Source organism: Haloferax sp. Atlit-12N, from assembly GCF_003383095.1.
Classification (GTDB): Archaea; Halobacteriota; Halobacteria; order Halobacteriales; family Haloferacaceae; genus Haloferax.
Window position 1 is genome coordinate 657,557 of the sequence record NZ_PSYW01000001.1, and the last position, 22,936, is coordinate 680,492.

27 protein-coding genes are annotated in these 22,936 nt (G+C 67.1%); 12 read left to right on the top strand and 15 right to left on the bottom strand.

What is annotated here, in order from left to right:
• Positions 1-11 precede the first annotated feature (11 nt).
• Genes rad50 through C5B90_RS03420 form a run of 4 tightly spaced genes read right to left on the bottom strand, consistent with a single transcriptional unit; the run spans position 12 to position 4,700 of the window.
• Entirely contained in the window at positions 12-2,693 is a 2,682-nt protein-coding gene (gene rad50 / locus C5B90_RS03405; protein ID WP_115879100.1) for a DNA double-strand break repair ATPase Rad50, read from the bottom strand.
• Complete coding sequence (gene mre11 / locus C5B90_RS03410; RefSeq protein WP_115879102.1) at positions 2,690-4,003, bottom strand: DNA double-strand break repair protein Mre11; 1,314 nt, start codon at positions 4,001-4,003, stop codon at positions 2,690-2,692. The genes rad50 and mre11 overlap by 4 nt, the downstream gene beginning before the upstream one ends.
• On the bottom strand, positions 4,000-4,404 hold the full coding sequence (locus tag C5B90_RS03415; protein ID WP_115879104.1) for a hypothetical protein: 405 nt from the start codon (positions 4,402-4,404) through the stop codon (positions 4,000-4,002). Before C5B90_RS03415 ends, mre11 begins: the two co-directional genes overlap by 4 nt.
• Positions 4,405-4,430: 26 nt before the next feature.
• On the bottom strand, positions 4,431-4,700 hold the full coding sequence (locus tag C5B90_RS03420; RefSeq protein ID WP_004972579.1) for a helix-turn-helix domain-containing protein: 270 nt from the start codon (positions 4,698-4,700) through the stop codon (positions 4,431-4,433).
• A 171-nt stretch (positions 4,701-4,871) separates the two neighbouring features.
• On the opposite strand from C5B90_RS03420, the gene C5B90_RS03425 reads away from it, so the two are divergent.
• A complete protein-coding gene (locus C5B90_RS03425) occupies positions 4,872-6,089 on the top strand; it encodes a proteasome-activating nucleotidase (protein ID WP_004971162.1) in 1,218 nt (405 codons plus the stop codon).
• A 77-nt stretch (positions 6,090-6,166) separates the two neighbouring features.
• On the opposite strand, the gene C5B90_RS21190 is transcribed toward C5B90_RS03425, so the two are convergent.
• Together C5B90_RS21190 and C5B90_RS03430 are read right to left on the bottom strand one after the other, a co-directional pair.
• The gene (locus tag C5B90_RS21190; RefSeq protein WP_004972580.1) at positions 6,167-6,301 is read right to left on the bottom strand and encodes a hypothetical protein; all 135 of its coding nucleotides are present in this window, start codon (positions 6,299-6,301) and stop codon (positions 6,167-6,169) included.
• 62 nt (positions 6,302-6,363) lie between these two features.
• Positions 6,364-7,116, bottom strand: a complete 753-nt coding sequence (locus C5B90_RS03430) for a DUF998 domain-containing protein (RefSeq protein ID WP_115879106.1) — start codon at positions 7,114-7,116, stop codon at positions 6,364-6,366.
• 144 nt (positions 7,117-7,260) lie between these two features.
• Between C5B90_RS03430 and nth the strand changes: the two genes are divergently transcribed.
• Entirely contained in the window at positions 7,261-7,944 is a 684-nt protein-coding gene (gene nth, locus C5B90_RS03435; RefSeq protein ID WP_115879108.1) for an endonuclease III, read from the top strand.
• Positions 7,945-7,948: 4 nt separating this feature from the next.
• Here the strand turns inward: nth and C5B90_RS03440 are convergent, their stop codons facing one another.
• Complete coding sequence (locus C5B90_RS03440; RefSeq protein WP_115879110.1) at positions 7,949-8,431, bottom strand: hypothetical protein; 483 nt, start codon at positions 8,429-8,431, stop codon at positions 7,949-7,951.
• 240 nt (positions 8,432-8,671) lie between these two features.
• Between C5B90_RS03440 and C5B90_RS03445 the strand changes: the two genes are divergently transcribed.
• The 8 genes from C5B90_RS03445 (at position 8,672) to C5B90_RS03480 (ending at position 13,473) form a co-directional block, all read left to right on the top strand.
• Positions 8,672-9,502, top strand: coding sequence for a hypothetical protein (locus C5B90_RS03445; RefSeq protein ID WP_115879112.1), 831 nt, complete (start codon positions 8,672-8,674; stop codon positions 9,500-9,502).
• An 86-nt stretch (positions 9,503-9,588) separates the two neighbouring features.
• Entirely contained in the window at positions 9,589-10,227 is a 639-nt protein-coding gene (locus tag C5B90_RS03450; RefSeq protein WP_115879114.1) for a halocyanin domain-containing protein, read from the top strand.
• Positions 10,227-10,616: a hypothetical protein gene (locus C5B90_RS03455; protein ID WP_004971171.1), complete on the top strand. Its 390-nt coding sequence runs from the start codon at positions 10,227-10,229 to the stop codon at positions 10,614-10,616. The genes C5B90_RS03450 and C5B90_RS03455 overlap by 1 nt, the downstream gene beginning before the upstream one ends.
• Positions 10,617-10,619: 3 nt before the next feature.
• On the top strand, positions 10,620-11,414 hold the full coding sequence (locus C5B90_RS03460; protein ID WP_004972586.1) for a cytochrome bc complex cytochrome b subunit: 795 nt from the start codon (positions 10,620-10,622) through the stop codon (positions 11,412-11,414).
• Between the two features lie 10 nt (positions 11,415-11,424).
• Positions 11,425-12,189 (top strand): cytochrome bc complex cytochrome b subunit, encoded by a 765-nt coding sequence (locus tag C5B90_RS03465; RefSeq protein ID WP_058828059.1) that lies wholly within the window; start codon positions 11,425-11,427, stop codon positions 12,187-12,189.
• A 39-nt stretch (positions 12,190-12,228) separates the two neighbouring features.
• Positions 12,229-12,618: a hypothetical protein gene (locus tag C5B90_RS03470; protein WP_115879116.1), complete on the top strand. Its 390-nt coding sequence runs from the start codon at positions 12,229-12,231 to the stop codon at positions 12,616-12,618.
• On the top strand, positions 12,611-12,892 hold the full coding sequence (locus C5B90_RS03475; RefSeq protein ID WP_004972591.1) for a hypothetical protein: 282 nt from the start codon (positions 12,611-12,613) through the stop codon (positions 12,890-12,892). Before C5B90_RS03470 ends, C5B90_RS03475 begins: the two co-directional genes overlap by 8 nt.
• 137 nt (positions 12,893-13,029) lie before the next feature.
• Complete coding sequence (locus C5B90_RS03480; RefSeq protein WP_058828057.1) at positions 13,030-13,473, top strand: hypothetical protein; 444 nt, start codon at positions 13,030-13,032, stop codon at positions 13,471-13,473.
• 116 nt (positions 13,474-13,589) lie between these two features.
• Here C5B90_RS03480 and C5B90_RS03485 read toward each other — a convergent pair whose 3' ends face one another.
• Positions 13,590-14,321: an NAD(+)/NADH kinase gene (locus C5B90_RS03485; protein WP_115879118.1), complete on the bottom strand. Its 732-nt coding sequence runs from the start codon at positions 14,319-14,321 to the stop codon at positions 13,590-13,592.
• A 144-nt stretch (positions 14,322-14,465) separates the two neighbouring features.
• Positions 14,466-15,773: a M28 family peptidase gene (locus C5B90_RS03490; RefSeq protein ID WP_115879120.1), complete on the bottom strand. Its 1,308-nt coding sequence runs from the start codon at positions 15,771-15,773 to the stop codon at positions 14,466-14,468.
• A 201-nt stretch (positions 15,774-15,974) separates the two neighbouring features.
• Here C5B90_RS03490 and C5B90_RS03495 point away from each other — a divergent pair, with 201 nt between their 5' ends.
• Positions 15,975-17,141, top strand: coding sequence for a thiolase domain-containing protein (locus C5B90_RS03495; protein WP_115880553.1), 1,167 nt, complete (start codon positions 15,975-15,977; stop codon positions 17,139-17,141).
• Positions 17,138-17,518 (top strand): Zn-ribbon domain-containing OB-fold protein, encoded by a 381-nt coding sequence (locus C5B90_RS03500; protein WP_115879122.1) that lies wholly within the window; start codon positions 17,138-17,140, stop codon positions 17,516-17,518. Before C5B90_RS03495 ends, C5B90_RS03500 begins: the two co-directional genes overlap by 4 nt.
• A gap of 18 nt (positions 17,519-17,536) precedes the next feature.
• Here C5B90_RS03500 and C5B90_RS20715 read toward each other — a convergent pair whose 3' ends face one another.
• The 6 genes from C5B90_RS20715 to C5B90_RS03525 all read right to left on the bottom strand — a co-directional run bounded on the left by C5B90_RS20715 (position 17,537) and on the right by C5B90_RS03525 (position 22,924).
• Positions 17,537-17,680, bottom strand: coding sequence for a hypothetical protein (locus C5B90_RS20715; protein ID WP_199517432.1), 144 nt, complete (start codon positions 17,678-17,680; stop codon positions 17,537-17,539).
• 41 nt (positions 17,681-17,721) lie between these two features.
• Entirely contained in the window at positions 17,722-18,648 is a 927-nt protein-coding gene (locus C5B90_RS03505) for an alpha/beta fold hydrolase (RefSeq protein ID WP_115879124.1), read from the bottom strand.
• Between the two features lie 121 nt (positions 18,649-18,769).
• Entirely contained in the window at positions 18,770-19,855 is a 1,086-nt protein-coding gene (meaB, locus tag C5B90_RS03510) for a methylmalonyl Co-A mutase-associated GTPase MeaB (protein ID WP_115879126.1), read from the bottom strand.
• A gap of 2 nt (positions 19,856-19,857) precedes the next feature.
• Positions 19,858-20,277, bottom strand: coding sequence for a cobalamin B12-binding domain-containing protein (locus C5B90_RS03515; protein WP_115879128.1), 420 nt, complete (start codon positions 20,275-20,277; stop codon positions 19,858-19,860).
• Positions 20,278-20,335: 58 nt separating this feature from the next.
• Positions 20,336-22,162, bottom strand: coding sequence for a S9 family peptidase (locus C5B90_RS03520; RefSeq protein WP_115879130.1), 1,827 nt, complete (start codon positions 22,160-22,162; stop codon positions 20,336-20,338).
• A gap of 39 nt (positions 22,163-22,201) precedes the next feature.
• Positions 22,202-22,924, bottom strand: coding sequence for a hypothetical protein (locus C5B90_RS03525; RefSeq protein ID WP_115879132.1), 723 nt, complete (start codon positions 22,922-22,924; stop codon positions 22,202-22,204).
• Between the last annotated feature and the right edge of the window lie 12 nt (positions 22,925-22,936).

Here is a 22,936-nt window from a genome sequence, read left to right on the forward strand (position 1 = left end):
CGCGAGCGACCTCAGTCGTCCGCGAGCACGCTCTCGACGGTCGGCGCGTCAGTCCGCTCAACCGTCGAGCGGTTCGTCGTCGGGTTCTTCTCCACGCGGACGAGGTCGTCGGCCGCGCCGACCAGTTCGTCGTCGTGGCTGACGATGAGAATCTGCTTGACGCCGCGGTTCTGCATGTCCTCGACGAGATCGACCAGCCGCGAGACGTGGCCGTCGTCGAGGAAGACCGTCGGCTCGTCGAGGATGAGCGGGGGGAGCGGGGCCGCGCCGTCGATACCCTCGGCGAGGAGCCGGTAGATGGCACACCGGAGGCTGAGGTTGAACAGGGCGCGCTCGCCGCCCGAGAGCTGTTCGGGTTCGAGCGCGGTGCCGTCCTTCTGGAACACCGTCAAGCCGTACTCGCCGTCGAGTCGGATGCGCGAGTAGGCGTCGTTGGCGTAGACGAGGTCGAACGTCTCGTTGAGCATCCGTTCGAGCACCTCGACGTTGCGCTGGCGAAGCTCCGCCCGGAGGTCGCCGTAGGTCGATTCGAGCGTCGACACCTCCTCGTGGACCGATTCGAGGGCGTCGACGCGCTCGGAGAGGTGTTCACGGCGCTCCCGGAGGCCGTCCAACTGTTCGAGTTCGGCCTCGATACCGCCGACGCGGCTCTGGAGTTCGTCGCGCTTGTCTCGTAGTTCGGGCAACACCTCGTCTTCGACCCGCTCGAGGTACTCCGCGGCGTTCTCCTTGCGCTGTCTCGCCCCCTCGACCACCTCCTCGTCGACCGTCTCGCGGAGTTCGTCGCGGCGCTCGCGACGCTCTCGGAGGTGTTCGCGGCGCTCGCGGTTCACCTCGGCGAGCGTCTCGCGCTTCTCGCGGAGCCGGTCCCGGGCGTCGATTTTCTCGGCCCGCGTATCGACCAGCGATTCGACGCGGTCGAGCCGGTCGCGCCGCTCGTCGAGGGATTTGAGGTCTGCTTCGAGCGATTCGACCGTCTCAGCGACTTCCTCGGCCCGCTCGGCCTGCGTCGTCGCGGCCTCGCGTTTCTCCTCGGCTTCGGCTTCGAGTTCCGCGGCGGCCTCGCGCTTTTCTTCGGCTGCCTCGCGGCGGCTCTCGACGGTCTCCTCGCGGTCGGCGATGCGTTCTTCCACGAGGTCGAGTTTGTCGCGCTGAGAGCTCGCGTGGTTCTCGACTTGGACCAGTGTCTCGGCCGCCTCGACGGCCGCCGAGTGCGACTCGACGGCCGATTCGAGCGATGCGCGGTCGGCCTCCAGCGACTCGACCGCAGCCTCGCGCTCGCTGATGGCGTCGACGTGGGGCGAGCCCTCCACCGGCTGCCCGCACTCGGGGCACTTGCCCGCGTCGCGGAGGCGCTCGGCCTCGGCGAGGCGCTCGCGCGCGTTCTTCAGTTCGGTCTCCGTCTCCGCGAGCGACTCGCGGGCGTCGGACCGCGCCTCCCGTCGTTGTTCGAGGAGTTCGGCTGCCTCGCCGAGTTCGACGGGGGCGTCTTCGAACCGTGCTTCGGCGTCGTCGAGCGACGACCGAAGCTCCGCGCGCGTCTCGCGGAACGATTCGAGCTCCTGCTCGGCGTCGGCGGCGGTCTCCGCGTCGGCGTCGGCGGCCTCGCGTTTCTCCTCGGCGCGCGATTCGAGGTCGTCGGCGCGTTCGGCGAGCCGCTCGGCTTGCGTCTCGAACGCCTGCGCCCGCGTCCGCGCCTCGGAGAGGTCGTCACGCAGTTCTGATTCGCGCTCCGAAAGCGCCTCCCGCGCGTCGGCTATCGCCTCGTCGCTCGCGTCGTCGAGGTCGGCCCGGTCGAGGGCGTCGTCGATGTCGGATTCGAGGTCGTCGATGGCGGCGTCGAGTTCGCGGACGCGCTCCGAGAGGTCGTCGCGCTTCGTCTCGTCTGCGGAGATTTTCGCGGTCAGGTCCTCGATTGCCGACTCGACCTCATCGAGTCGTTCCCGCTTTTCGGCGTGCTCGTCGAGCGTCGCCTCCGCGGCGTCGAGCGCCGCCTTCGCCTTGTCGCGTTGGCCCTCGTAGTTCGAAATCTCCTCGTCGAGGGAGTCGAGTTCGGATTCGAGCGCGTTGAGCGTCGCGTGGAGGTCCGCCTCCTCTTTGGCCTCGATTTGCGACTCGACGTCTTCGAGGACGCTCCGCTTTTTCGTCAGCACGTCTTCGACCCCGAGGCGGGCGTTGCCGGCCCGTTCGCGGTACGTCTCGAGCTTTCCGAGTTGGAGGAGGTCGTCTATCATGTCCTGGCGCTGGCTCGGCGTCGCGTTGATGAGCTTGTTGACCTCGCCCTGCTGGACGTACGCGCAGTTCACGAACGCCTCGGCGTCCATCCGCAGGAGCGACGCGACGTGCCGGCGAACGTCTCGCGCGCCCTCGACGGTTCCCTCGGGGCCTTCGAGGACGCATTTGGCGGTGGTCGCGCGGTCGCCGGAGACGCGAATCCGGCGGTCGATGCGGTACTCGCCACCGTCGTGAACGAATTCGAGCGCGATTTCAGCGTCGTCCGCGCCCGTGGTCACCACGTCTTCGAGCGTCCCCGCGAGCGCCTTCGAGCCGTAGAGCGCGAAGAAACATGCTTCGAGGAGCGACGACTTGCCGCTGCCGTTGACGCCGTGGATGACCGTAACGCCGTCTCGGAGGTCGAGTTCGGCGTCCTCGTAGGGTTTGAAGTTCCGGATGGCGATGCGGGTGAACCTCACGCGAAATCACCCAGCGAGCTGTCGCGGTTCGCCGCCGGGTCCGCGGCGGCCTCCGAGTCGGATTCGGTCGTCGTTTCAGCGGTGGTCTCGGCCGCGTCTTCGGCGGCTTCCACGTCCGCAGCGTCCGCCGCGTTCTCGGCGGCCTCCGAATTTCTGTCCTTGTTCTCGTCCTCGGCGTCGCTCTCGCGCTCGGCGGCGACGAAGGCTCCGGGGTCGTCCGAAAGCAGCGATTCGACGCGCTCGCGGACCTCGTCGCGGACGTTCGAGTCGGCGACCTTGCTCGCGCGGACCGTCTCGTCCACGTCGAGCGCGGCGCTCGACAGGCCCATCTCGCGGACCCGCTCGCGCACCGCGTCGTCGGGGTCGGCGAAGGTCACGTCGGTCGCCAGTTCGCCGTCGTCGTCGATGTCGCGCTTGTCGTTGACGCGGGCGACGAGCGCGCCCTCCTCGACGGCGAACGACTCGACCGCCGCGGGCGTGACGCTCTCGCCCTCGCCTCGCAGTTCGACGATGACGACCGCGTCTTCGAGGTCGAACTCGCGGACGCGCTGGCGGACGCGCTCGATGCCCTCGTCGCCGGCGAGGTCGACCTCGACGAAGGCGAACGGGCGCGTTTCGAGGGTGCGACGGCGGATGTCGACCTCGTCGGGCGCGAACTGAACGAGGTTGTATCCGCGCGGGTCGCGCTCGCTCGCGCTCGCGCGCTCGGTCGACCCGCAGTAGGTCACCCACGTCCCGTCGAGTTCGGCGGTGTCGGGGACGTGGTTGTCGCCGAGGAGGACCGCGTCGAAGTCGACGTTCGATTCGGCGAGGACGGTTTCGGTCTCCCAGTCGGCGTGCGCGAAGGGCGTGAACAGACCGTGGGCGACGAGCACCGCGCGCTCGGCGTCGTGCGGTTCGAACTGGTAGTCAAGTTCGTCGCGTCGGGAGCGCGGGACGTGGTCGAGCCCGTAGAAGGCCACGTCGCCGACGACGTGCGGGTCGCGCCCGAGTCTCGTCGCCAGTCCGAGGCGCTCGAAGAGGTCGAGCCACTGGCCCCCGCGGGTCGACTCGTGGTTGCCGACGATGGCGAGGAAGGGAATCCCGGCGTCGTCGAGGCGGCGGAGCGCGGCGAGCGTCCCAAGGAGGTCGGGGAGTTCGGGACGGCGGTCGTGGTAGAGGTCGCCGGCGTGGACGACGGCGTCCACGTCTCCGTCGAGCGCGTCCGCGACGACCCGCTCGAAGGCGTCGAGGAAGTCCTGTCGGCGCTCCGGCGAGTGGTACTGCTGATACCCGATGTGGGTGTCGCCGGTGTGTATCACCCGTGTCATCTATCAACCGGTTCGCCACCGCCGCTGAAAACGGTTGTGCGACCGGAGCGAAAGTGGTCTGCGTCCCGCGGTCGTCCCCGAGCGACGCAGGAGCCCCGGTCCGACTCGTCGGCCGGGTCGCCGAGCGCGCCGCGTAGACGGTCGAGGTCCGCGAGGAGCGTCCGCCCGGTGCGCGCGCAGTCGTGATGTCCGCGGCGGGCGGCCTCACCGACCGCTCGGCGGAGCGTTAGTTCGCCTCCGTCGGAGAGAAACCGGGCGGCAGAGTGGAGCGACTCGAAGGCGGTTCGCGCCTCGGCGACGACTTCGGCGGACGGGCGCGACTCGTAGTCACAGGAACCGGCATCGGTGTCGGCGAGCGCGGAGAGCGCGCGGCCGACGGCATCGGGAGCGGGCGAAGACATGCGACGACGTGGCCGCGCGTTCGGATTTAAATGTTGAGCGTGTAGAGGCGCTTGCGCGCGTCGGAGAACGAAAATCGGGAGTCGACCGCGCCCTCGTCTTCCAGTCGGGAGAGCGCGTAGCGGACGGTACGCGGGGGCAGAAGCGATTCTTCGGCGATTTGACTCTGGGTGAGCGTGTCCTCGTAGTCGAGAATCTTCGCGACCAACTTCGCGCTCGGGGGCATGTCTCGAACCGATTCCCACCGGTCGTCTGACTGGGGCTCGGACTCGCGTTCGACTGCTTCCGTGGTGCTCATCGTACGAGACACCATGCAATGCTATTAGATAATATTTTCTATCCAGATTTATTACTGGTAGAAATTTATGTGACGTGTGTCAGACTCGTCATCCGGGCGGGAGACGCCCCCTAGGCGGCGAATCCCTCACACACCCGAAGCCTCTTATGAACCTGCACCCTATGCCGGATGATGACCGATACTGTGGACGACGTCGATCTCCCCTACGATAAGGACTCGGCGTCGCAGCAGGAGAAGATCACCGCCCTTCAAGAGCGGCTCGAAGTTCTCGAAACGCAGAACGAGGAGATGCGCGACAAGCTCCTCGACACGAACGCCGAGAACAACAAGTATCAACAGAAGCTCGAGCGGCTTACCCACGAGAACAAGAAGCTCAAGCAGTCGCCGCTCTTCGTTGCGACGGTTCAGGAAATCACCGACGAGGGGGTCATCATCAAGCAGCACGGTAACAACCAAGAGGCCCTCACCGAAGTGACAGACGAGATGCGCGAGGAGCTCGAACCCGACGCGCGCGTCGCCGTGAACAACTCCCTCTCTATCGTCAAGCGACTCGACAAGGAGACGGACGTCCGGGCTCGCGTGATGCAGGTCGAACACAGCCCCGACGTGACCTACGAGGACATCGGTGGACTCGAAGAGCAGATGCAGGAGGTCCGCGAGACGGTCGAGATGCCGCTCGACCGCCCCGAGATGTTCGAGAAGGTGGGCATCGACCCGCCGTCCGGCGTGCTCCTCTACGGCCCGCCGGGCACGGGCAAGACGATGCTCGCAAAGGCTGTCGCCAACCAGACGAACGCCTCGTTCATCAAGATGGCCGGCTCCGAGCTGGTGCACAAGTTCATCGGCGAGGGCGCGAAGCTCGTCCGCGACCTGTTCGAGGTCGCCCGTGAGAACGAGCCCGCCGTCATCTTCATCGACGAGATTGACGCTATCGCCTCGAAGCGCACGGACTCGAAGACCTCCGGCGACGCCGAGGTCCAGCGCACGATGATGCAGCTGCTCGCCGAGATGGACGGCTTCGACGAGCGCGGCAACATCCGCATCATCGCGGCGACCAACCGCTTCGACATGCTCGACCCCGCGATTCTCCGCCCCGGCCGGTTCGACCGCCTCATCGAGGTGCCCAAGCCGAACGAGGACGGCCGCGAGATAATCTTCCAGATTCACACCCGGAAGATGAACGTCTCCGACGACGTGGACTTCGTCGAACTCGCCGAGATGGCCGACAACGCCTCCGGTGCCGACATCAAGGCCGTCTGTACGGAGGCGGGGATGTTCGCCATCCGCGACGACCGCACGGAGATATACATGCAGGACTTCCTCGACGCCTGGGAGAAGATTCAGCAGGAAGCTTCGGACGAGACGGAAGTCTCCCGCGCGTTCGCGTAACGACGCGAGTCGCGGTTCGCTCCGTTTCAGCGTTCGATTCCGTCTTCACTTTTCGCGCGACGCCGGCCGCCGAGTGACTACGCGGCGAACGCGAAGTACGGCAGGACGAACAGCGCGAGGAACATCGCGGCGAGGATGAGACCGTACCCGCCGAGCGTCGCGGCCGCGGTCAACCACGATTCGCGCCGGCCGGGGAGTTCGAGCGCGGACATACTCGGTCGGTCGCGGTCGTGAATGATAAATCGTCGGTATTCGAGTAACCGAATCGGGAGTGTCAGCGGGAGCCGGGCGTGTTTGCGGGCGCGGAGTCGGTCGGGTCAACGGAACCGGTCTCCGGCGCGGCCCCCATTAGGTAGCCGCCGAACCCGATGAACCACAGGAGCACCGGGTAGGCGACGTAGCGCTCGATACCACCCGCGCCGAGGAACGAAAGCGGATGCGAGACGCCGAGGAGGCCGAACGCGAAGATACTCACCAAGAGGGCGAGGACGAACCCGCCCACCGCGACCGAGAGATACCGGAACGGCGTCTCGATGACCCGCGCGGCGACGACCGCAGAGACGCCGCCGGCGAAGAACGTCAGGAGCGCGAACAGCCCGTGCATCGGGGCTTCGCTCCCGTCGAAGATGCCCACGCCGAGGACGCCGAGGCCGAGGGCGGCGACGGCGGCGGTGACGACGCGGTCGCGGAACGCCCGGTGTGCGAAATAGCTCGCGCCGAGGACCAACAGCCCCGAAAGTATCATCGTCGCGTTGAAAATCGTCGCCGACGGCTGGAGGATGACGCTGTTGGGCGGCCTCGTCGCGCCGAGGTCGCTTATCTCCTGTACGCCCGCGTTGTAGCCGGGGTAGAACGCCTCGGCGGTGATGATTCCCATGAGCGCGAGCAGGCCGAACGCGAACAGCATCGCGCCGGCGACGTACCGCTCGCGCTGGGAGCCGTGTGCGCCCGGCGTCTCAGTAGTTCGTTCGGTTCGCGTCTCGGTCGGCGGACTGCCATCCCGTCGGGAGTCGGTGGTCGGTGTCATCGTACTCACTCCGTTCTTTGAGACGCTTGACGCGTCGATAACACCGACCGCTGGCTCTTAGACCGCGAGAATCCGGATAGTCAGGAATCCGAACCCCTCGCCCCAACCCGAACGACTGAAACCGACCGGGTCGCACCCACAGATATGGGCACGCCACTCGAAAGCCGCGAGGCGCAAGCCGAGGAGGTCCTCGACCGACTGTACGAGGAGTACCCCGACACCACCATCTCGCTTTCCTACTCGAACCGCCTCGAACTGCTCATCGCCGTCATGCTTTCGGCGCAGTGTACCGACGAGCGCGTCAACAAAGTCACCGCGGAGCTGTTCGAGAAGTACGACGACGCCGCGGACTACGCCGCCGCCGACCAGGAGGAGTTGGCCGACGACATCAGCTCCATCACCTACTACAACAACAAGGCGAAGTACATCCGCTCCGCGTGCGCGGACATCATCGAGAAGCACGACGGCGAGGTTCCGGACACCATGTCGGCGCTGACCGACCTCGCCGGCGTCGGCCGGAAGACCGCGAACGTCGTCCTCCAGCACGGTCACGACATCGTGGAGGGCATCGTCGTCGACACCCACGTCCAGCGGCTCTCGCGTCGACTCGGTCTGACAGAGGAGGAGTACCCCGAGCGAATCGAAGAGGACCTGATGCCAGTCGTTCCCGAGCGAGACTGGCAGCAGTTTACGCATCTGTTCATCAGCCACGGCCGGGCCGTCTGCGACGCTCGAAACCCCGACTGCGACGCGTGCGTGCTCGAAGACGTCTGTCCCTCGTCGAAACTCGACCACGACATCGACCTCGCCAGCGGCGAGGCGTGGTGAGCGCTCAGACGAACACGTAGCCGCTCAGGTAGCGGTAGATACCGAGTAGCCACGCGAACACCCAGAAGATGACGTAGCCGAAGACGCCGACGCGGAGGCGACCGCGCCACGCGCCCATGTTCTCGTGGAGGTCGTCGAGTGACAGGTCCTGGTCCGGGTCGCGGTAGAGGTCGGCCTCCCACTTGGCCTGGAAGATGCGGACGATTCCTGTGAGCGCGAAGACGAGCATCGCGTACGCCTGCAGGCCGAGAATCGCATGGAGGGCGCTGAGGCCGTTGAGCTGCTGAAAAAGCCGGGGGATCATCCACGTGACGACCGGGACCGTGTTCAACACGAGCCCGGGGAAGATGATTTTGAGGTGGTAGACGAGCACATCCCACGACACCGTTTCGGCGTCGATCATTATCCACGCGCCGTAGATGTAAAACGGGAAGCTGGCCGTGACGGTAATCGCGGCGAGCGTGGCGAGCGTGGTCTCGTCTGCCATCGCACGGCGTTAGGACCCGGTTGGCCTAAAGGGACCGATGCGCGGCGTCCCGTTCGAGCGCTAGACCACGCGGCGGCCCCCGAACGTCGGTCACGACGCCTCGAATTCGAGTTTCGAACTACACTTTCGAGCGCCGGACCAACCGGACTCGCGTTTCGGAGCGTCACGCGGCGAGTCGCCCGTGGCGGGTGCGGTTCGGGGTCGGAACACGTTTACCGGCGTGGACCCTACTCCGGGGCGATGTCAGACTCGTCTTCCGCCCCGGCCGACGACGGCTCGTCACCGGATGCGGACGCCGACGCCGCGATGTCCGACGCGGAACTCGCGGCCCTCCGCGAGGAGGTCGAAGCCAAGTACGACTTCGAGAACTTCGGCCCGGCCGACATGGCGAAGATGACCCCCGAAGAGTGGGACGCCGCGTTCGACCCCGATTCGTGGGTCGTCGGCGAGGAGTTGCTCAACCGCGTCGAACAGGAGCTCCGCTACCGGGTCGCGATTCGCGAGGTGTTTGCCGTCCTCGAACGCGTGACCGAAGACGGCGAGCCCCGGATTCTCGCGTACTCAGACGAGGGCTACGCCGTCGTCTACCCGGACGGGAGCGTCGAGGGCGAGGGGACTGTCCTCCGCGACGTGAAACCGACCGTCGCGCTCTGTTCGATGGAGGACTTCGAGGTGAACGACGCGCCCGAGACCGTCAGGCTCCCCGAACCCGAAGAGGTCGCACAGGGGACCGGCGACTTCGGGAATCGGATGCTCCAAATCGTCGCGTTCGGCCAGTTGCTTGGCGGGTTCGCGCTCATCGGCGCGTGGCTCGTCCTCCCCGACCTCGAATCGATTATCGCGCCGCTGGCCGGCCTGGGCTTTCTCGTCATCGGCTTTTTCCTCTTCGTCGTCGTGGCCAACGCCCGGCTCTCGGACCGCTTCCGCGCCGAGGAGTACCGAGACAGGCTCCGCGTCATGGGTCTCGAAGGCGGGTCGCGCCCCGAGTTCGTCCCGACGTTCGACGGGGACGAGAACGTCGCGTCCCTGGTCGAACCTCCCGAGGGAGACGACCACAGTTCTGAGGGTTGAAAGCGGCGGTCGACCACCTCGCGAAACACCCTCCGTGACGGCATAGTCGGTGGGTTTAAGCGCATCCCATCCTGACGAACGACCGTATGAAAAGGCGGGAGTTTCTCCGAACGGCTGGCGGTGCGACAGCCGCCGCGACCGCTGCCGCCGGGACCGCTGCTGCGGCGGAAAGCGGCGGTGGAGCGCAGGTTCAACCCGACTTCGGTGGCTACCTCGACGGCATCGACGGAGGCTACGAAGACCTCCGCGGTCAGAGTGAGGTCACCATCGAAGTTGGTGCGTCCGGCAACGGAGGTAACCTTGCGTTCGCACCGGCTGGCATCTGGATCGACCCCGGCACGACCGTGACGTGGGAGTGGACCGGCGAAGGCGGCGGGCACAACGTCGTCGCGAGCGAGGGTGCGTCGCTCGACTCCGGCGCGGCCGTCTCCGAGGCCGGAACCACCTACGAGTTCACGTTCGAGAACGGTGGCATCACGAAGTACCACTGTGTGCCGCACGAGGCGCTCGGCATGCTCGGCGCGGTCGCCGTCGGCGACGACGTGGCGACTATCAGCACCGGCGGTGGCGGCGAGAAGGAACTGCACGAACTCGGCGTCCCGATTCAGGCCCACTGGGTCGGCTCGGCGACGATTCTGGGTATCCTCGTCACCATCATCTACACGTTCTTCATCTTGAAGTACGGCGAGTCCCCAAATACGGGTAACACCGGAGGTGGCGAATAATGTCTTCGACCGGCAGCACATACGGCGATATTCACCGATACGAACCGGCGCGAGAGAGCACCGCAGCGGCCATCGCAATCGTCCTCCTGACGATTATCGAGGTCGTGTTCGTGTTCCTCTTCACCTACGGCTTCGTCTCGGGCTGGGGTCTGACGGACACGGGGAACATGTTCCTCGGCGGCGTCCTCGCCGTCATCTTCGTGGACCTCGCGTTCATCCTCGCGCTGTACCGCAAGGAGTTCCTCCCCGACGTGATGATCGTCAAAAAGCGGCGTCGCAAGTGGGAAGACCTCTACGTCCGCGAGGAGGACGTCGACGGTGTCACCTTCAGCAGCGATGACGCGTGGGAACAGGTCAAACGCGCGGTGTACCCCTACTACAAGCGATAAACCATGAGTCTCGAACGCAAAGACGACTACGACCACAAGGCCTGGATGAAAAAGAAGGACCTCACCCCGGTCGAGGCCACCTTCCTCACCACGCTCATCTGGCTGGATAAGCGACTCCGCATCGTCGATTATCTGGAACTTCTGGAGACACTCTACTACCGAGTTAATCTCCAGATGCCGAAGAGCCACACCGAGCAGTACAACCTCGACAACAAGTTCTGGTACTGGTACCCCCTGTACACGCTCGGCTTGTTCTCGACGCTCGCGTACGTCGTCGCGGCGATCAGTGGTGCCCTTCTCGGGTTCTACTACTCCCCGGCGACGACCGGTGACCCCACGACGGCCTACAGCAGTATCGAATTCATCATGCGCGACCTGCAGTTCGGCTTCATGCTCCGCTCCGTCCACCGTTGGGCGGCGCAGGTCATGGTCGCGGCCGTGTTCTTGCACATGCTCCGTGTCTACTTCACGGGGTCGTACAAGGAACCCCGCGAGCTGAACTGGCTTCTCGGCATCGTCCTGATCAGCCTGACGATGGTGTTCGGGTACACCGGATACCTTCTCCCGTGGGACCAGCTAGCCTACTGGGCGGGGCAGATCGGCGTCGAGATGTCGCTGTCGGTCCCGCTCGCCGGTGAGTGGGTCGCACAGCTCCTGTTCGGCGGCTTCTCGCTGAGCCAGTCGACGCTACAGCGCATGTACATCATCCACGTGTTCCTGCTCCCGTTCGTCGTGACGACGCTCATCGCGATCCACATCGGCATCGTGTGGGTGCAGGGCATCGCGGAGCCGCACTGAGGTGACAATCATGAGCGACAACGAACCCGAAAACGAGGAGATTCGATCCGACGGCGCGGGCATCGTGGCCCCGGACGACGAGACGCCCACGTGGAGCGAGCGCAAGGCTCGCAAGACGGGGCTCTCCCGGCTCACCTACGAGTACTTCGAGCGCGCACGTCGTGAAGACCAGGACCTCCGCACGGAGTCCGACTACGTCGAACGCGACGTGCTGGCGTTCCCCACGTGGCCCCACGAGACCGTTCGTAACCTCTCGATTGCGTCGTTCTTCGTCGGGATGATTCTGTTCCTCTCGGCGACCATGCCGCCGCACATCGGCAACCCCGCGAATCCGTCGAGTACCCCGGCGATTATCCTGCCCGACTGGTATCTCTACTGGTCGTTCGGCCTGCTCAAGCTCAACCCGCTGAACCCCGAACTGGCCATCCTCGGCGGACAGAAGCTGATGGCCGACCGTACCTACGGCGTGCTGGCGAACGGCGTCGTCGTCGGCTTCATCGCCATCGTGCCCTTCCTCAACAAGGGCTCGGCCCGGCGACCCGTCGAGCAGCCGTTCTGGTCCGCAGTCGGCGTCTTCGGCGTGGTGTTCGCGATGACCATCTCGCTTCTGGCCATCAAGAACCTCATGCCGATGAACGTCGACCTGCTGTTCGACCTGACGTTCCTGCTCCCGTTCGTCTTCGGGACCATCACCTACGCGATACTGAAGACGATGCGCGAGGGGTACATGTACAACCTCAACCGCCGCTACTACCGGCTTCGCCCGCCGAAATAGAGCGGAACCACTACCAACCGTCCCTTCTTAGCGTCACTAATGACAGATAGCGACGCAACCGGTCGAACCGGCGACGCCGACGGAGCGCGGCGCGGACGCCGCGGCCGGCGCGACATCGTCGTCCCCATGCGGCTCTACAAGACGATTACCGTCTTCTCGACGCTCATCGCCGTCGTCAGCGTGGTCCTCGGCTTCGTCTTCCTCGACGCCGCGACGCTCCAAGTGAGTGCCCTCCGGGCGGTCATCGCCGGCGTGCTGGGCGCGCTCGGAATCGGCGTCGCCGACGGTTTGCTGAGCACGGCCCTCGCGGTCTTCGGACTCGGCATCATCGCGTTCGGCGCGGTCGTCTACACGCTCGGCACCCGGTTTCGCGCCCAAGGAATGGGAAAGTCTCAAGAGGACTCCGGCGAAGACTCGAACAATGGCTGACGAATTCATCAAGGGTCTGGGTATCCTGACCGGGTCCGGACTCGCGTGGCTGGTGCTCGCGTCGTGGTACCGGACGAGCAGTTTCGAGAGCACACAACAGCTCATCGAGCCGCTGTCGTCCGGCGCGACCGAGGGACTGTTCAACATCATCGCCGTCACGCTGATGGACGTGTTCCTCTGGTTCGCGCTCCTCGGCGCGCTCACCTTCTGGGTGCTCATCCCTGCGGGCCACCAGATTATGTCCGCGCTCGAAGAGCGCCGCAACGCGCAGTAAGCCGACGCGGCGCGGGCCGTTCTCCTCTCATCTCGATTCGAATCGCCGAAACGTCCCTCACGATAGCGGGTGCACTCCCCGCCGCGCCCCGCGTCGGATTGGAAAAACTCTAATGAGTCTCGCTCCGACGGTCCTGTATGCACCCACTACAGTTCCTCGTTCCGCTCGACCAGTTGGCGGCGGTCGAACCGGTCGTCCCGCACGTGGCGCTCGTGCTCGTGCTTGCGAACTTCGCGACGCGCTTCCTCGGTCACCGGTCGCACGTCAAACAGGCCGAGGAAGGCGGTGAGGAGGCCATCTCCCGATACCTCCCGCACTCGATTAGTTCGGGCGCGCTCGTCCTGACCTCGTTCCTCTACCTGCTCGTCGAGCCGCACGGCGGCATGGTGCTGACCGTGCTGGTCGTCGGGATGTTCGTCACCGACTTCTTCGAGTTCGAAGCGCGCAAGGTCGAAGCCCGCACCGACAAGCCGCTCGAACGCCCGAACGGCTCGCTCGTCGCTGCAACGCTCGTGCTCCTGTACGCGGCGTTCCAGAGCCTCTTCTTCCTCGTCGCGGACTACTGGAACCTCATCGTCTAAGCTCGCGGCGCTTTCTTCTCCGCGTCGCCGCGTTCGCACCGCTCACGAGGAACACGTATTTTCGACGACGCCGAGCGCCGCTGCTCGGGGTCCGGAATCACGGCCGAGCGAGGCGCTCACTCGACGAGAAGCGGAACGCTCCCGTCGCGGTCGATGACAACCGACTCCGACGGGTGGACTTCCCGGACGACCTCGTCGTCGGCGACGAGCGAGACGGGCGCGTCGTCGCGTTCGACCGATAGTCGGACGGGCGGCTGGAGGACCCACGAGTTCGTCTGGGTCGCGTACGGTGAGACGGGCACGACGGCGAGTCCAGCGGCGGGACCGACGACCGCGCCGCCAGCGGCGCGCGCGTAGCCGGAACTCCCGAGCGGCGTGGCGACGACGACGCCGTCGGCGCGGAACTCGTCGACCGGCGTCCAGCGCGCCGCCGCGCGCGACTCGTCGGTCGGTTCGGACGAGAAGGGGACCGCGGCCTCCGCGTGGGCGACGCCGTACTCGGAGATATGCGCCGGTTCGCTCGTGACGAGCATCGCGTCGAGGAGCGCGCGACCCGCCGCGTCGCCGCCGACGCGGAGCGAGAGCGTCGGGTGGTCGACGACCCGACCGTCACCCGCGGCGACCGTGGACAGTCGCGATTCGAGGTCGCGGCGCGGGGTCGACCACGGCGCGCCGCAGTCGACGGGGACGACCGGGCACGACCACTCGGAGCCGAGGGCGACCGCCGAGAGCGCCGCCTCGCCGACGGCGACGACGGCGTCCGCGTCGGCCGGCTCCGGTTCGACCGACGCACCGGCCGCTCTGACGGCGGTGGCGACCGAGTCGTCACCGACGATACCGAATCTCATCGTCGTCCACCTGCGGCGAGCCCCCGTAGCATCGTCCCGTGCTACGCCGCGGCGAATAAAAGCCCTCGTGGTTCGGTCCGGCGATGGGCGACGCAGGCCGGACGGGCCGGACGGGCCGGACGAGTACTGTGAGTCGCCGACGCCTCAGAACGGCCAGTCGCCGGTGACTTTCATGCCTTCCGCTTGGTCTTCGGCTTCGAGCGCCGCCGCGATGTCCGCGGGGTCGGCGTGGGGTATCTCGCGGTCTGCGTCGGCGAGTTCGACGGTCAGTTCCGTCAGGAGAATCGCCTGCTCTCGGAGCGTCCGCGACTCCAGTTTCTCGATGGTGTCGGCGTGGGTGTGGCCCCAGCCGCGGCCGCGGCCTTCCTTCTCGCTCCCGACCATGTACGCCGGGACGCCGTGGGCGACGAACGGCCAGTGGTCGCTGTGTGGGAGCTGTTCGGGGAGCGACGAAACGTCGTGGTCGAACCGCTCGGCAACCGTCTCGGCGGCGGTTCCGAGTTCGTCGAAGCCGTGAGTCGTGAGCTTGAGCGTCCGCCCGGCGACGACGCCGTCGTTGTTGACGATGGCCTTCACGTTTGCCCGGTCGTCGCCGAGGCGGTCGGCCTCGTACTCGGAGCCGACGAGGCCGACTTCCTCCGCGCCGAAGCAGACGAAGCGGACGCGCGTGTCGAGTTCGTCCTCGCGGGCGGCGAGCGCGCGGGCGACCTCGACCACCATCGCGGTGCCCGCGCCGTTGTCCATCGCGCCCTCGGCGATGTCGTGGGCGTCGAGGTGGCTCGTGACGAGTACCTCCTCGTCAGTGTCGGGACCGAGTTCGGCGTGGACGTTCCCGCTTTCGGCCGCGGGCACTTCGCAGGTCACGTCGACGGTCACCTCGTCACCGTCGAACCGGCGGCGGAGGCGCGCGCCGACCTCTTTGCTCACGCCGACCGCGGGGATGTCGCCGATGGGGGCCTCTGCGGTACCGACGCTCCCCGTGGGCGGGAGTTGGCCGGGGACGTGGTTGGCGAAGACGAACGCGGCCGCGCCGGCCTCGACGGCGTAGTAGTACTTCTCGCGGCGGTGGATGAAGCGGTCGTAGTGGTCGGGCACCGTCGTGGAGACGACGACGACCTTCCCCGAGAGGTCGCGGTCGAAGTCCTCGGGCAGGCCGTAACCGAGGTCGACCAGTTCGCCGCTCGCGGTGCCGGCGGGACTGCGCGGGAGTGCGATGCAGTCCTGCGTGGTGTCGGCGGCGTAGAGGGCGCTGTCGCCGCGTTCCCAGCCCTGAATCTCGAAGGGGTCGATGCGGGCGTTGCGCGCGCCGACGCGTTCGAGTGCGTCGCGGGTCGCCTCCATCGCCTCGCGCTCGCCGGGTGAACCGGCCATTCGGTTGCCGATGTCGACGAGCGTCTCCAGGTGGTTCCAGCCGACCTCGCTGGTGAACGTGTCGCCTATCCAGTCACTCATAGTGGACCGTCTCGCGGGGCCGTGGTAACCGTTGCGATGGGGCGAAAACGCGGCGGTGGCGAGGCGGAAAAATCGGCCGACATCGGCGAGGCACTCACCTCAGGGCGTCGCGGCCGCGACGGCGAACAAGCGGGGCCGAACCGCGACGCGACCCACGGGCGAACGGCAGGTTCAAGGACCATCTATCACGTACGTTCATTCATGACTGACGTGCGAATCGCCGGGGTCGGACTGACGAAGTTCGGCAGCCACCCCGAGCGAACCGGCCGCGACCTGTTCGCGGAGGCCGCCCTCGCCGCCCGTGAGGACGCCGGCGTCTCCCGCGACGACTACGAGGAAATCTTCTACGGCAACTTCATGGGCGAACTCGCCGAGAAGCAGGGCCATCAGGGGCCGGTCATGGCCGAGGCCGCCGGCCTCGACTGCCCCGCGACCCGCTACGAGCAGGCCTGTGCCTCCGCGGGCGTCGCCTTCCGGCAGGCCGTCGCGACGATTCGGAGTGGCGCGGCCGACGTGGTCCTCGCCGGCGGCATGGAACGCATGAACAACCTCGGGACCGCCGAGGTGACCCAGTCGCTCGCCATCGCCGCGGACGAACTGTTCGAGGTCCGTGCGGGCGTCACGTTCCCCGGCGCGTACGCGCTCATGGCCCGCGCGTACTTCGACGCCTTCGGCGGCGACAACGAGGACCTCGCGCACATCGCGGTGAAGAACCACGCCAACGCGATGCAGAACGACTACGCGCAGTTCCACCGCGAAATTACCGTCGAGGACGCGCTCGAGAGCCCCGTCGTCGCCGACCCGCTCACACTCTACGACGCCTGTCCCATCACCGACGGCGCGAGCGCGGTCGTCCTCGTCAGCGACGACTACGCCGAGCGACACGACCTCGACGCGCCCGTCTCCGTCACCGGGTCGGGACAGGGCGGCGACAAGGCGGCGCTCCAAGACAGGCCCCACCTCGCGCGGACGCCCGCCGCGACGAAGGCCGCCGACGCCGCCTACGCGGACGCCGGCATCGGTCCCGACGACGTGGACGTGGCCGAGGTCCACGACTGCTTCACCATCGCCGAGGTGCTCGCGCTCGAGTCGCTCGGCCTCTACGACCACGGCGAGGGAGTCGGCGCGGCCGCCCGCGGCGAGACGACCCGCGACGGCGACCTTCCGGTGAACCTCTCGGGCGGTCTCAAGGCGAAGGGCCACCCCGTCGGCGCGACGGGGACCGCCCAAATCGTCGAGATGACGAAGCTCCTCCGCGGCGACCACGGCAACAGCGACGCCGTCCCCGACGCTCGGGTCGGCGTCACCCACAACGCGGGTGGCACCGTCGCCAGCGCGGTCGTCCACGTCCTGGAGGTGGACCGATGACCGACACCGGCTACGACGAGTGGCTGGCCGCAATCGCGGACGGGGAGGGCTGCTATCTCGCGTGTCCGGACGGCCACGGCTCGCTCCCGCCGCGGCGCTCCTGTCCGCATTGCGGCGCGGCCGAGTTGACGGCGGAACCGCTCCCGGAGACGGGCGAGATACGCACCTTCACCGAGGTACACGTCCCCGCGCCGAACTTCGCCGACGAAGCGCCCTACGTGACGGCAATCGCGTCGTTCGGTCCCGTCAAACTCACGGGCGTCGTCCGCGACCTCCCCGCCGACGAGGTCGACCTCGGCACGACCGTCTCGATAGACGTGGGCGAGAACGCGACGACCGACGAGCGGTTGCTCGTGTTCCGGCCCGCGAGCGAGTAGCGCCGCGCTCGCCGCACGTTATTTCTCGCGCGCCTCGACGGCCTCCAGCGGTGAGCGCCAGCCGAAGACGTACGAACCGAGGAGCCACGCCCAGAAGCCGGCCGCGAGGAGCCCGATAGCTCCGTACAGGAACAGCGAGAACAGAGAGAGGGAGTCGAACATCGCTTCAAATCACGGATTGTGTTGCGGCCGGGACGCGTCGCTCAGTCGAGGGCGTCGCGGACGGTATCGACGAAGGCGTTCGGGAACTCGACGTGCGGGAGCAACATCGCGTCGTCGAAGACGACGAGCGTGCAGTCGGCCGCGTCCGCGAGGTCGCGCCCCCGCTTCAGCGGCGTGATGTCGCTCTCGCGGCCCCAGACGAGCGTCGTCGGCACGTCGAGCGCCGACAGCGCCTCGCCGAGGTCAATGTCGGTGTTGAGGTAGCCGGAGATGAACGACGCCGGCGCGAAGCGCGCGCCCTCCTGATGGGCGGTGCGCCACTCGTACTCCTGCCACTCCTCGCCCGCCTTCTCGGGGTCGTAGTAGCCGTGGTCGGCGTTGAAGTAGCGAATCGACGGCCGGGAGGCGATGACGTTGAACAGCGCCTCGCCGACGACCGGCGCGCGGACGAGTTCGCGGAGCCACTCCTTCGGGTCGGGCCCGCCGCGCGACGTGGGACAGACGAGGACGAACCGCGAGACCGACACGTCGTCTCGCTCCGCGGCGGCGACGGCGTAGGCTGCGGTGAGCGACGAGGCGACGACCGCGGGGTCGTCGTACTCGGCGAGGAAGTCGCCGACGAAGTCCTCGTAGAGCGCGGGCGAGTAGTACAGCGCCGGCCGGTCCGAAAGCCCGAACCCGGGGAGGTCGGGCGCGACGACGTGGTAGTCCTCGGCGAGGGCCGAGAACACCTCGCGGAACTCGCCGGACGACCCCGCGGCGTTGATGCCGTGGAGGAGGACGAGCGTCGGGTCGTCCTCGTCGCCGGCTTCGACGTACGACACGTCCATGCCGCGCCAGCGATACGTCCCGTGGTTTCCGGAGAGCGGCGGTTCGAGAGGCCCTACGCGTTTCGAGAGGGCGGCGTTGGTCGCGGCGGCGAGACCGACGCCCGCTGCGGCCAGTCCGATGGCTCGTCGGAGTTTCATGTCACGTAGATGGTGCGCGGTGGCCTTAATTCGCCCGCCCGTGGCGGGGTGACGGGCGACGGGCAACGGGCGGAACGCAGCACGCGGCGAGCGACCCGCCCGAGTCGCGGTCGTCTCAGCGTTAGTCGTCTCGACCGTCCAGACACTCCCGGAACGGTTCGAGCACGTCTTCTGCGACTGCGTAGGGGTCGGTCTCCTTTTCGACGACGGCCTCGGCGAACTCCTCGACCCCGCCGCGTCGGTCGAGTTCGGCTTCGAGGAGTCGGTTCACGTCGCTTCGGAGGAGCTGTCGAATCTCCTCTCCCGCGCGCTTGCGAGCCTTCTCCGCCAACTCGCCGGAGGCGTCGAGGTAGTCGCGGTGCTCGTCCAACATCTCGACCAACTCGTCGATTCCCTCGCCGGTCGTGGCGACGGTTTCGAGGACCTGCGGCGTCCAGACTGGCGGTTCGTCGGCGTCGGCGTCGGCGTCGTCGGGACCGTGGCCGTCTGCCGCGTCCGGCCCGTCGTCGAACGCGTCGGCCCCGTGGTGGCCCGTATCGAGGTTCGCCCGCGGGTCGTCGCGGAGGTGAATCATCTCCTGCAGTTCGGCGACGGTACGCGACGCGCCCTCCATGTCGGCCTTGTTGACGACGAACAGGTCGCCGATTTCGAGGATGCCCGCCTTGAGCATCTGCACGTCGTCGCCGCTGCCGGGCTGGACGAGGACGACGACCGTGTCCGCGGTCTTCACCACGTCAACCTCGTTTTGCCCCGCGCCGACCGTCTCGATGATGATGCGGTCTTTCCCGAAGGCGTCGAGCGCCTTCACGGCGTCCGCGGTGGCGGTCGAGAGGCCGCCGAGCTGGCCGCGAGCGCTCATCGACCGGAAGAACACGTCCATGTCGCCGACGTTCGAGGCCATTCGGATGCGGTCGCCGAGGACGGCCCCGCCGGTGTACGGCGAGGAGGGATCCACGGCGATGACGCCGACCGTCTCGCCCTGGTCGCGGTAGTGCTTCGCCAGTTTGTCCACGAGCGTCGATTTGCCGGCACCCGGACTGCCCGTGATGCCGACGACGGACGCGTCGCCCGTGTGCGCGTGGAGTTCCGAGACGATGTCTCGGTAGCCCGGCGACTGCGACTCGATTTTCGTGATGGCCCGCGCGAGCGCCCGGTGCTCGCCGTCGAGGAGTCGCTTGACGAGGTCGGATTCGACCGCCCGACTCATCGTCACGGTCGCTCGGGCGCGTTTTCCTTCACGAAGTCGATGGTCTCCTGCATCGGCGTCCCGGGACCGAAGATGGCGTCGACGCCCTGTTCGAGGAGCCCCGGCCGGTCTTCTTCGGGGATGATGCCGCCGACGATGACGAGCGTGTCGTCGAGCGCGCCGTACTCTTCGAGGCCGGCCATCACCTTCGGAACGAGCGTGTTGTGCGCGCCGGAGAGGATAGAGATGCCCAGCACGTCCACGTCCTCTTGGACCGTTGCCTGGATAATCTCGTCCGGGGCCCGGTGTAGCCCCGAGTAGATGACTTCGAATCCCGCGTCGCGGAAGGCGCGAGAGATGACGTGTGCACCGCGGTCGTGGCCGTCCAGTCCCACCTTGGCGATGAGACACCGGATCGTTCGCTGTTCGGAGTCCGCGCTCATAGACGGGGATTCGATGTCCCGCGCTTTGACTCTAACGGAAAATAAGGCAGGTCCGAGTTCAGTCGTCCGCGGCGGGCGCGCTCCGGACGTACTCGTCGAGGAAGTCGGCTATCTGGGAGTATGCCTCGATGCGGTTCTCCAGTTTGGAGAAGCCGTGGCCCTCGTCGTCGAAGATGAGTTCCCGGACGTGGGCGTGTTCCCTCGCCTCCTCGACGAGCTGGTGGGCCTCGCTGACCGGCACCCGCGGGTCGTTCTCGCCGTGGAGGACGAAAAGCGGCGCGCGAATCTTCTCGACGTTGTTGATGGGCGAGATGGATTCGAGGAACTCGCGGTCGTCTTCGAGCGACCCGTACTCCGCCTCGCGGAGTTCGCGCCGCCAATCGCCCGTGTTTTCGAGGAACGTCACGAAGTTGGCGATGCCGACGATATCGACGCCGGCGGCCCAGAGGTCTGGGTACTCGGTCATCGCCGCGAGCACCATGAATCCGCCGTACGAGCCGCCCATGGCGACGATTTCGTCCGGGTCGACAGCCGGGTGGTCGTGGAGCCACTCGACGGCCGCCTCGATGTCGGCGACGGAGTCCATCCGGTTTTCCACGTCGTCGAGGTGGCCGTAGGCCTTCCCGTAGCCCGCGGAGCCGCGGACGTTCGGCTCGAAGTAGGCGTAGCCCCGCGAGAGGAAGTACTGCTTGACCGACGAGAACGACGGCCGGCGCTGGGACTCGGGTCCGCCGTGGATGTCCACGATGACGGGGGTCTCGCCCTCGGGCGACTCCTCGGGGAGCGTGAAGAACGCCGGGATGTCGCGGCCGTCGAACGTCGGGTACCGGACGAGTTCGGGCGGGACGAACGTATCGCGGGGGATGCCCGCCGTCGCCGCGAGCGTCCACCTTTCGGCGTCGCCCGTGGCCAACTCGACCACGTAGACGTTGGCGGTGTCGGCGCTAGCCGTGACGGTGACCGCGGCGCGCTCGCCGTCCGGGGAGAACGAGACGCCGCCGGCGACGCCGTTCGGCAGGTCAGGCTGGGGGAGCGCGTCGATGCGGTCGGGCGCGGTGAGTTCGCCGAAGGTGAGTTCGGTGTACCCCTCGACGTTCCGCGAGTAGACGAGTCGCCGCGAGTCGTGGTCGATGCTGATGCCCTCCAGTTCGTGGTCGCCGCCGGTCTCGACGGTCGTGAACTCCCCGGAGGCGAGTTCGTATCGGACGAGTTCGAGCGTGTCGCTCCCGCGGTCGGTCACCATGTAGACGTTCTCGCCGTCGGGACCCCACTCGGGACTCTGGAAGCGGACTGTCCCCTGATGCGGCGTGAGGTGGGTCAACTCGCCCGTGGCGAGGTCGAGGACCGACACGTCCTGGTCGAAGTTCGAGTACGCCTCCTGGACGATGAGCTTCGAGTCGTCGGGCGAGAAGCCGCCGACGGTGAGCCAGCCGTCGCCCTCGTGGACGAGTTCGGCGTCGGTGCCGCTCCCGTCTCGGGCCTGCACGTACACGTCGAAGACGGCGTTGTCGCGGCGGTTCGAGGTGAACGCGAACCGCTCGCCGTCGTGGCTCCAGCCGCCCCAGCGGTGCTTGGCGTCCGGGTGTTCGGTCAGGTTCTCGATGACGCCGGTGTCGGGTTCGAGTCGGAACAACTGCGCGCGCTCGTTGCCGCCTTTGTCCATGCCGAAGGCGAGTTCGGGGCGCTCGGGCGACCACGAGGCGAAGGTGACGCGCTCCTCGTAGAACGTCCGCTGTTCGGGCCACGCGCCGGGCGAATCGACCGTCCAGACCTGCGGGACGCCCGTCGTGTCCATGAGGAACGACAGGCGCTCGCCGTCGGCCGAGAAGGACGCGCCGTAGGCGCTCCTGATGTTCAGGTAGCGCTCGATGTCGTACGTTCGCATACCTCGAATTGCCCCGGCGACGAGAAATCGGTTTGGGTGTCAGAAGTCCGAAAGTCGGGTGTCCTCGCGGTCGGTCCAGCCGCGCATCTTCGCGTAGGCCTCGGGATTCGTCGGCACGCCCTCGGTGTTGAGCAGGCGCTCGGGGTACAGTTCGAAGGCGATGCCGATGAGTTGGTACTCCAGTTCTTCGAGGTACGGCCGCGTGTCGGGGTACGGCCCCTCGGTGCCGACCGCCCACGGTTCGACCCAGAAGTACACCGGTTCGCGGAGCCGCGGCGGGTCGGTTGAAGCGAACAGCGCGTCCAGCCAGCGGTCGTACTTCCCCGGCCCGTCGTCGCGGAAGGCGGCCGACGAGAGGTCGCCGAAGTGGTAGTAGTTCCCGTAGCCCCAGCGCGCGAGTTTGCCGTCGTTGGTATCGACGTTCTTCAGGTTACTGTTGAGGTCGGTGCCGGACGCGCCGAACTTCCCGCATTTGCCGAGGTATCGGGGGACGACCTCGTCGCCGTCGAGGGTGTACATCATGTAGACGAGGCCCTCGTAGCGGCCCTCGCGTCGGTCGTAGTCGGCGACGACGCGGCCGCCGGCCTCGCGGAGTCGCCGCTCCATGCGCTCGCCGCGGCAGAGTGTCCGCCGGCCGGAACGGCCGTACGCGATGGTCTCGACGGTCCCGTCGGCGTCGGTCTCGAAAAGTGAAATCGGGTCCGCGGCGCCGACGAACCGGTCGACGAAGCGGTCCCAGAGCGCGCGTTTCGTCTCGGTCACGCGACGACCGAA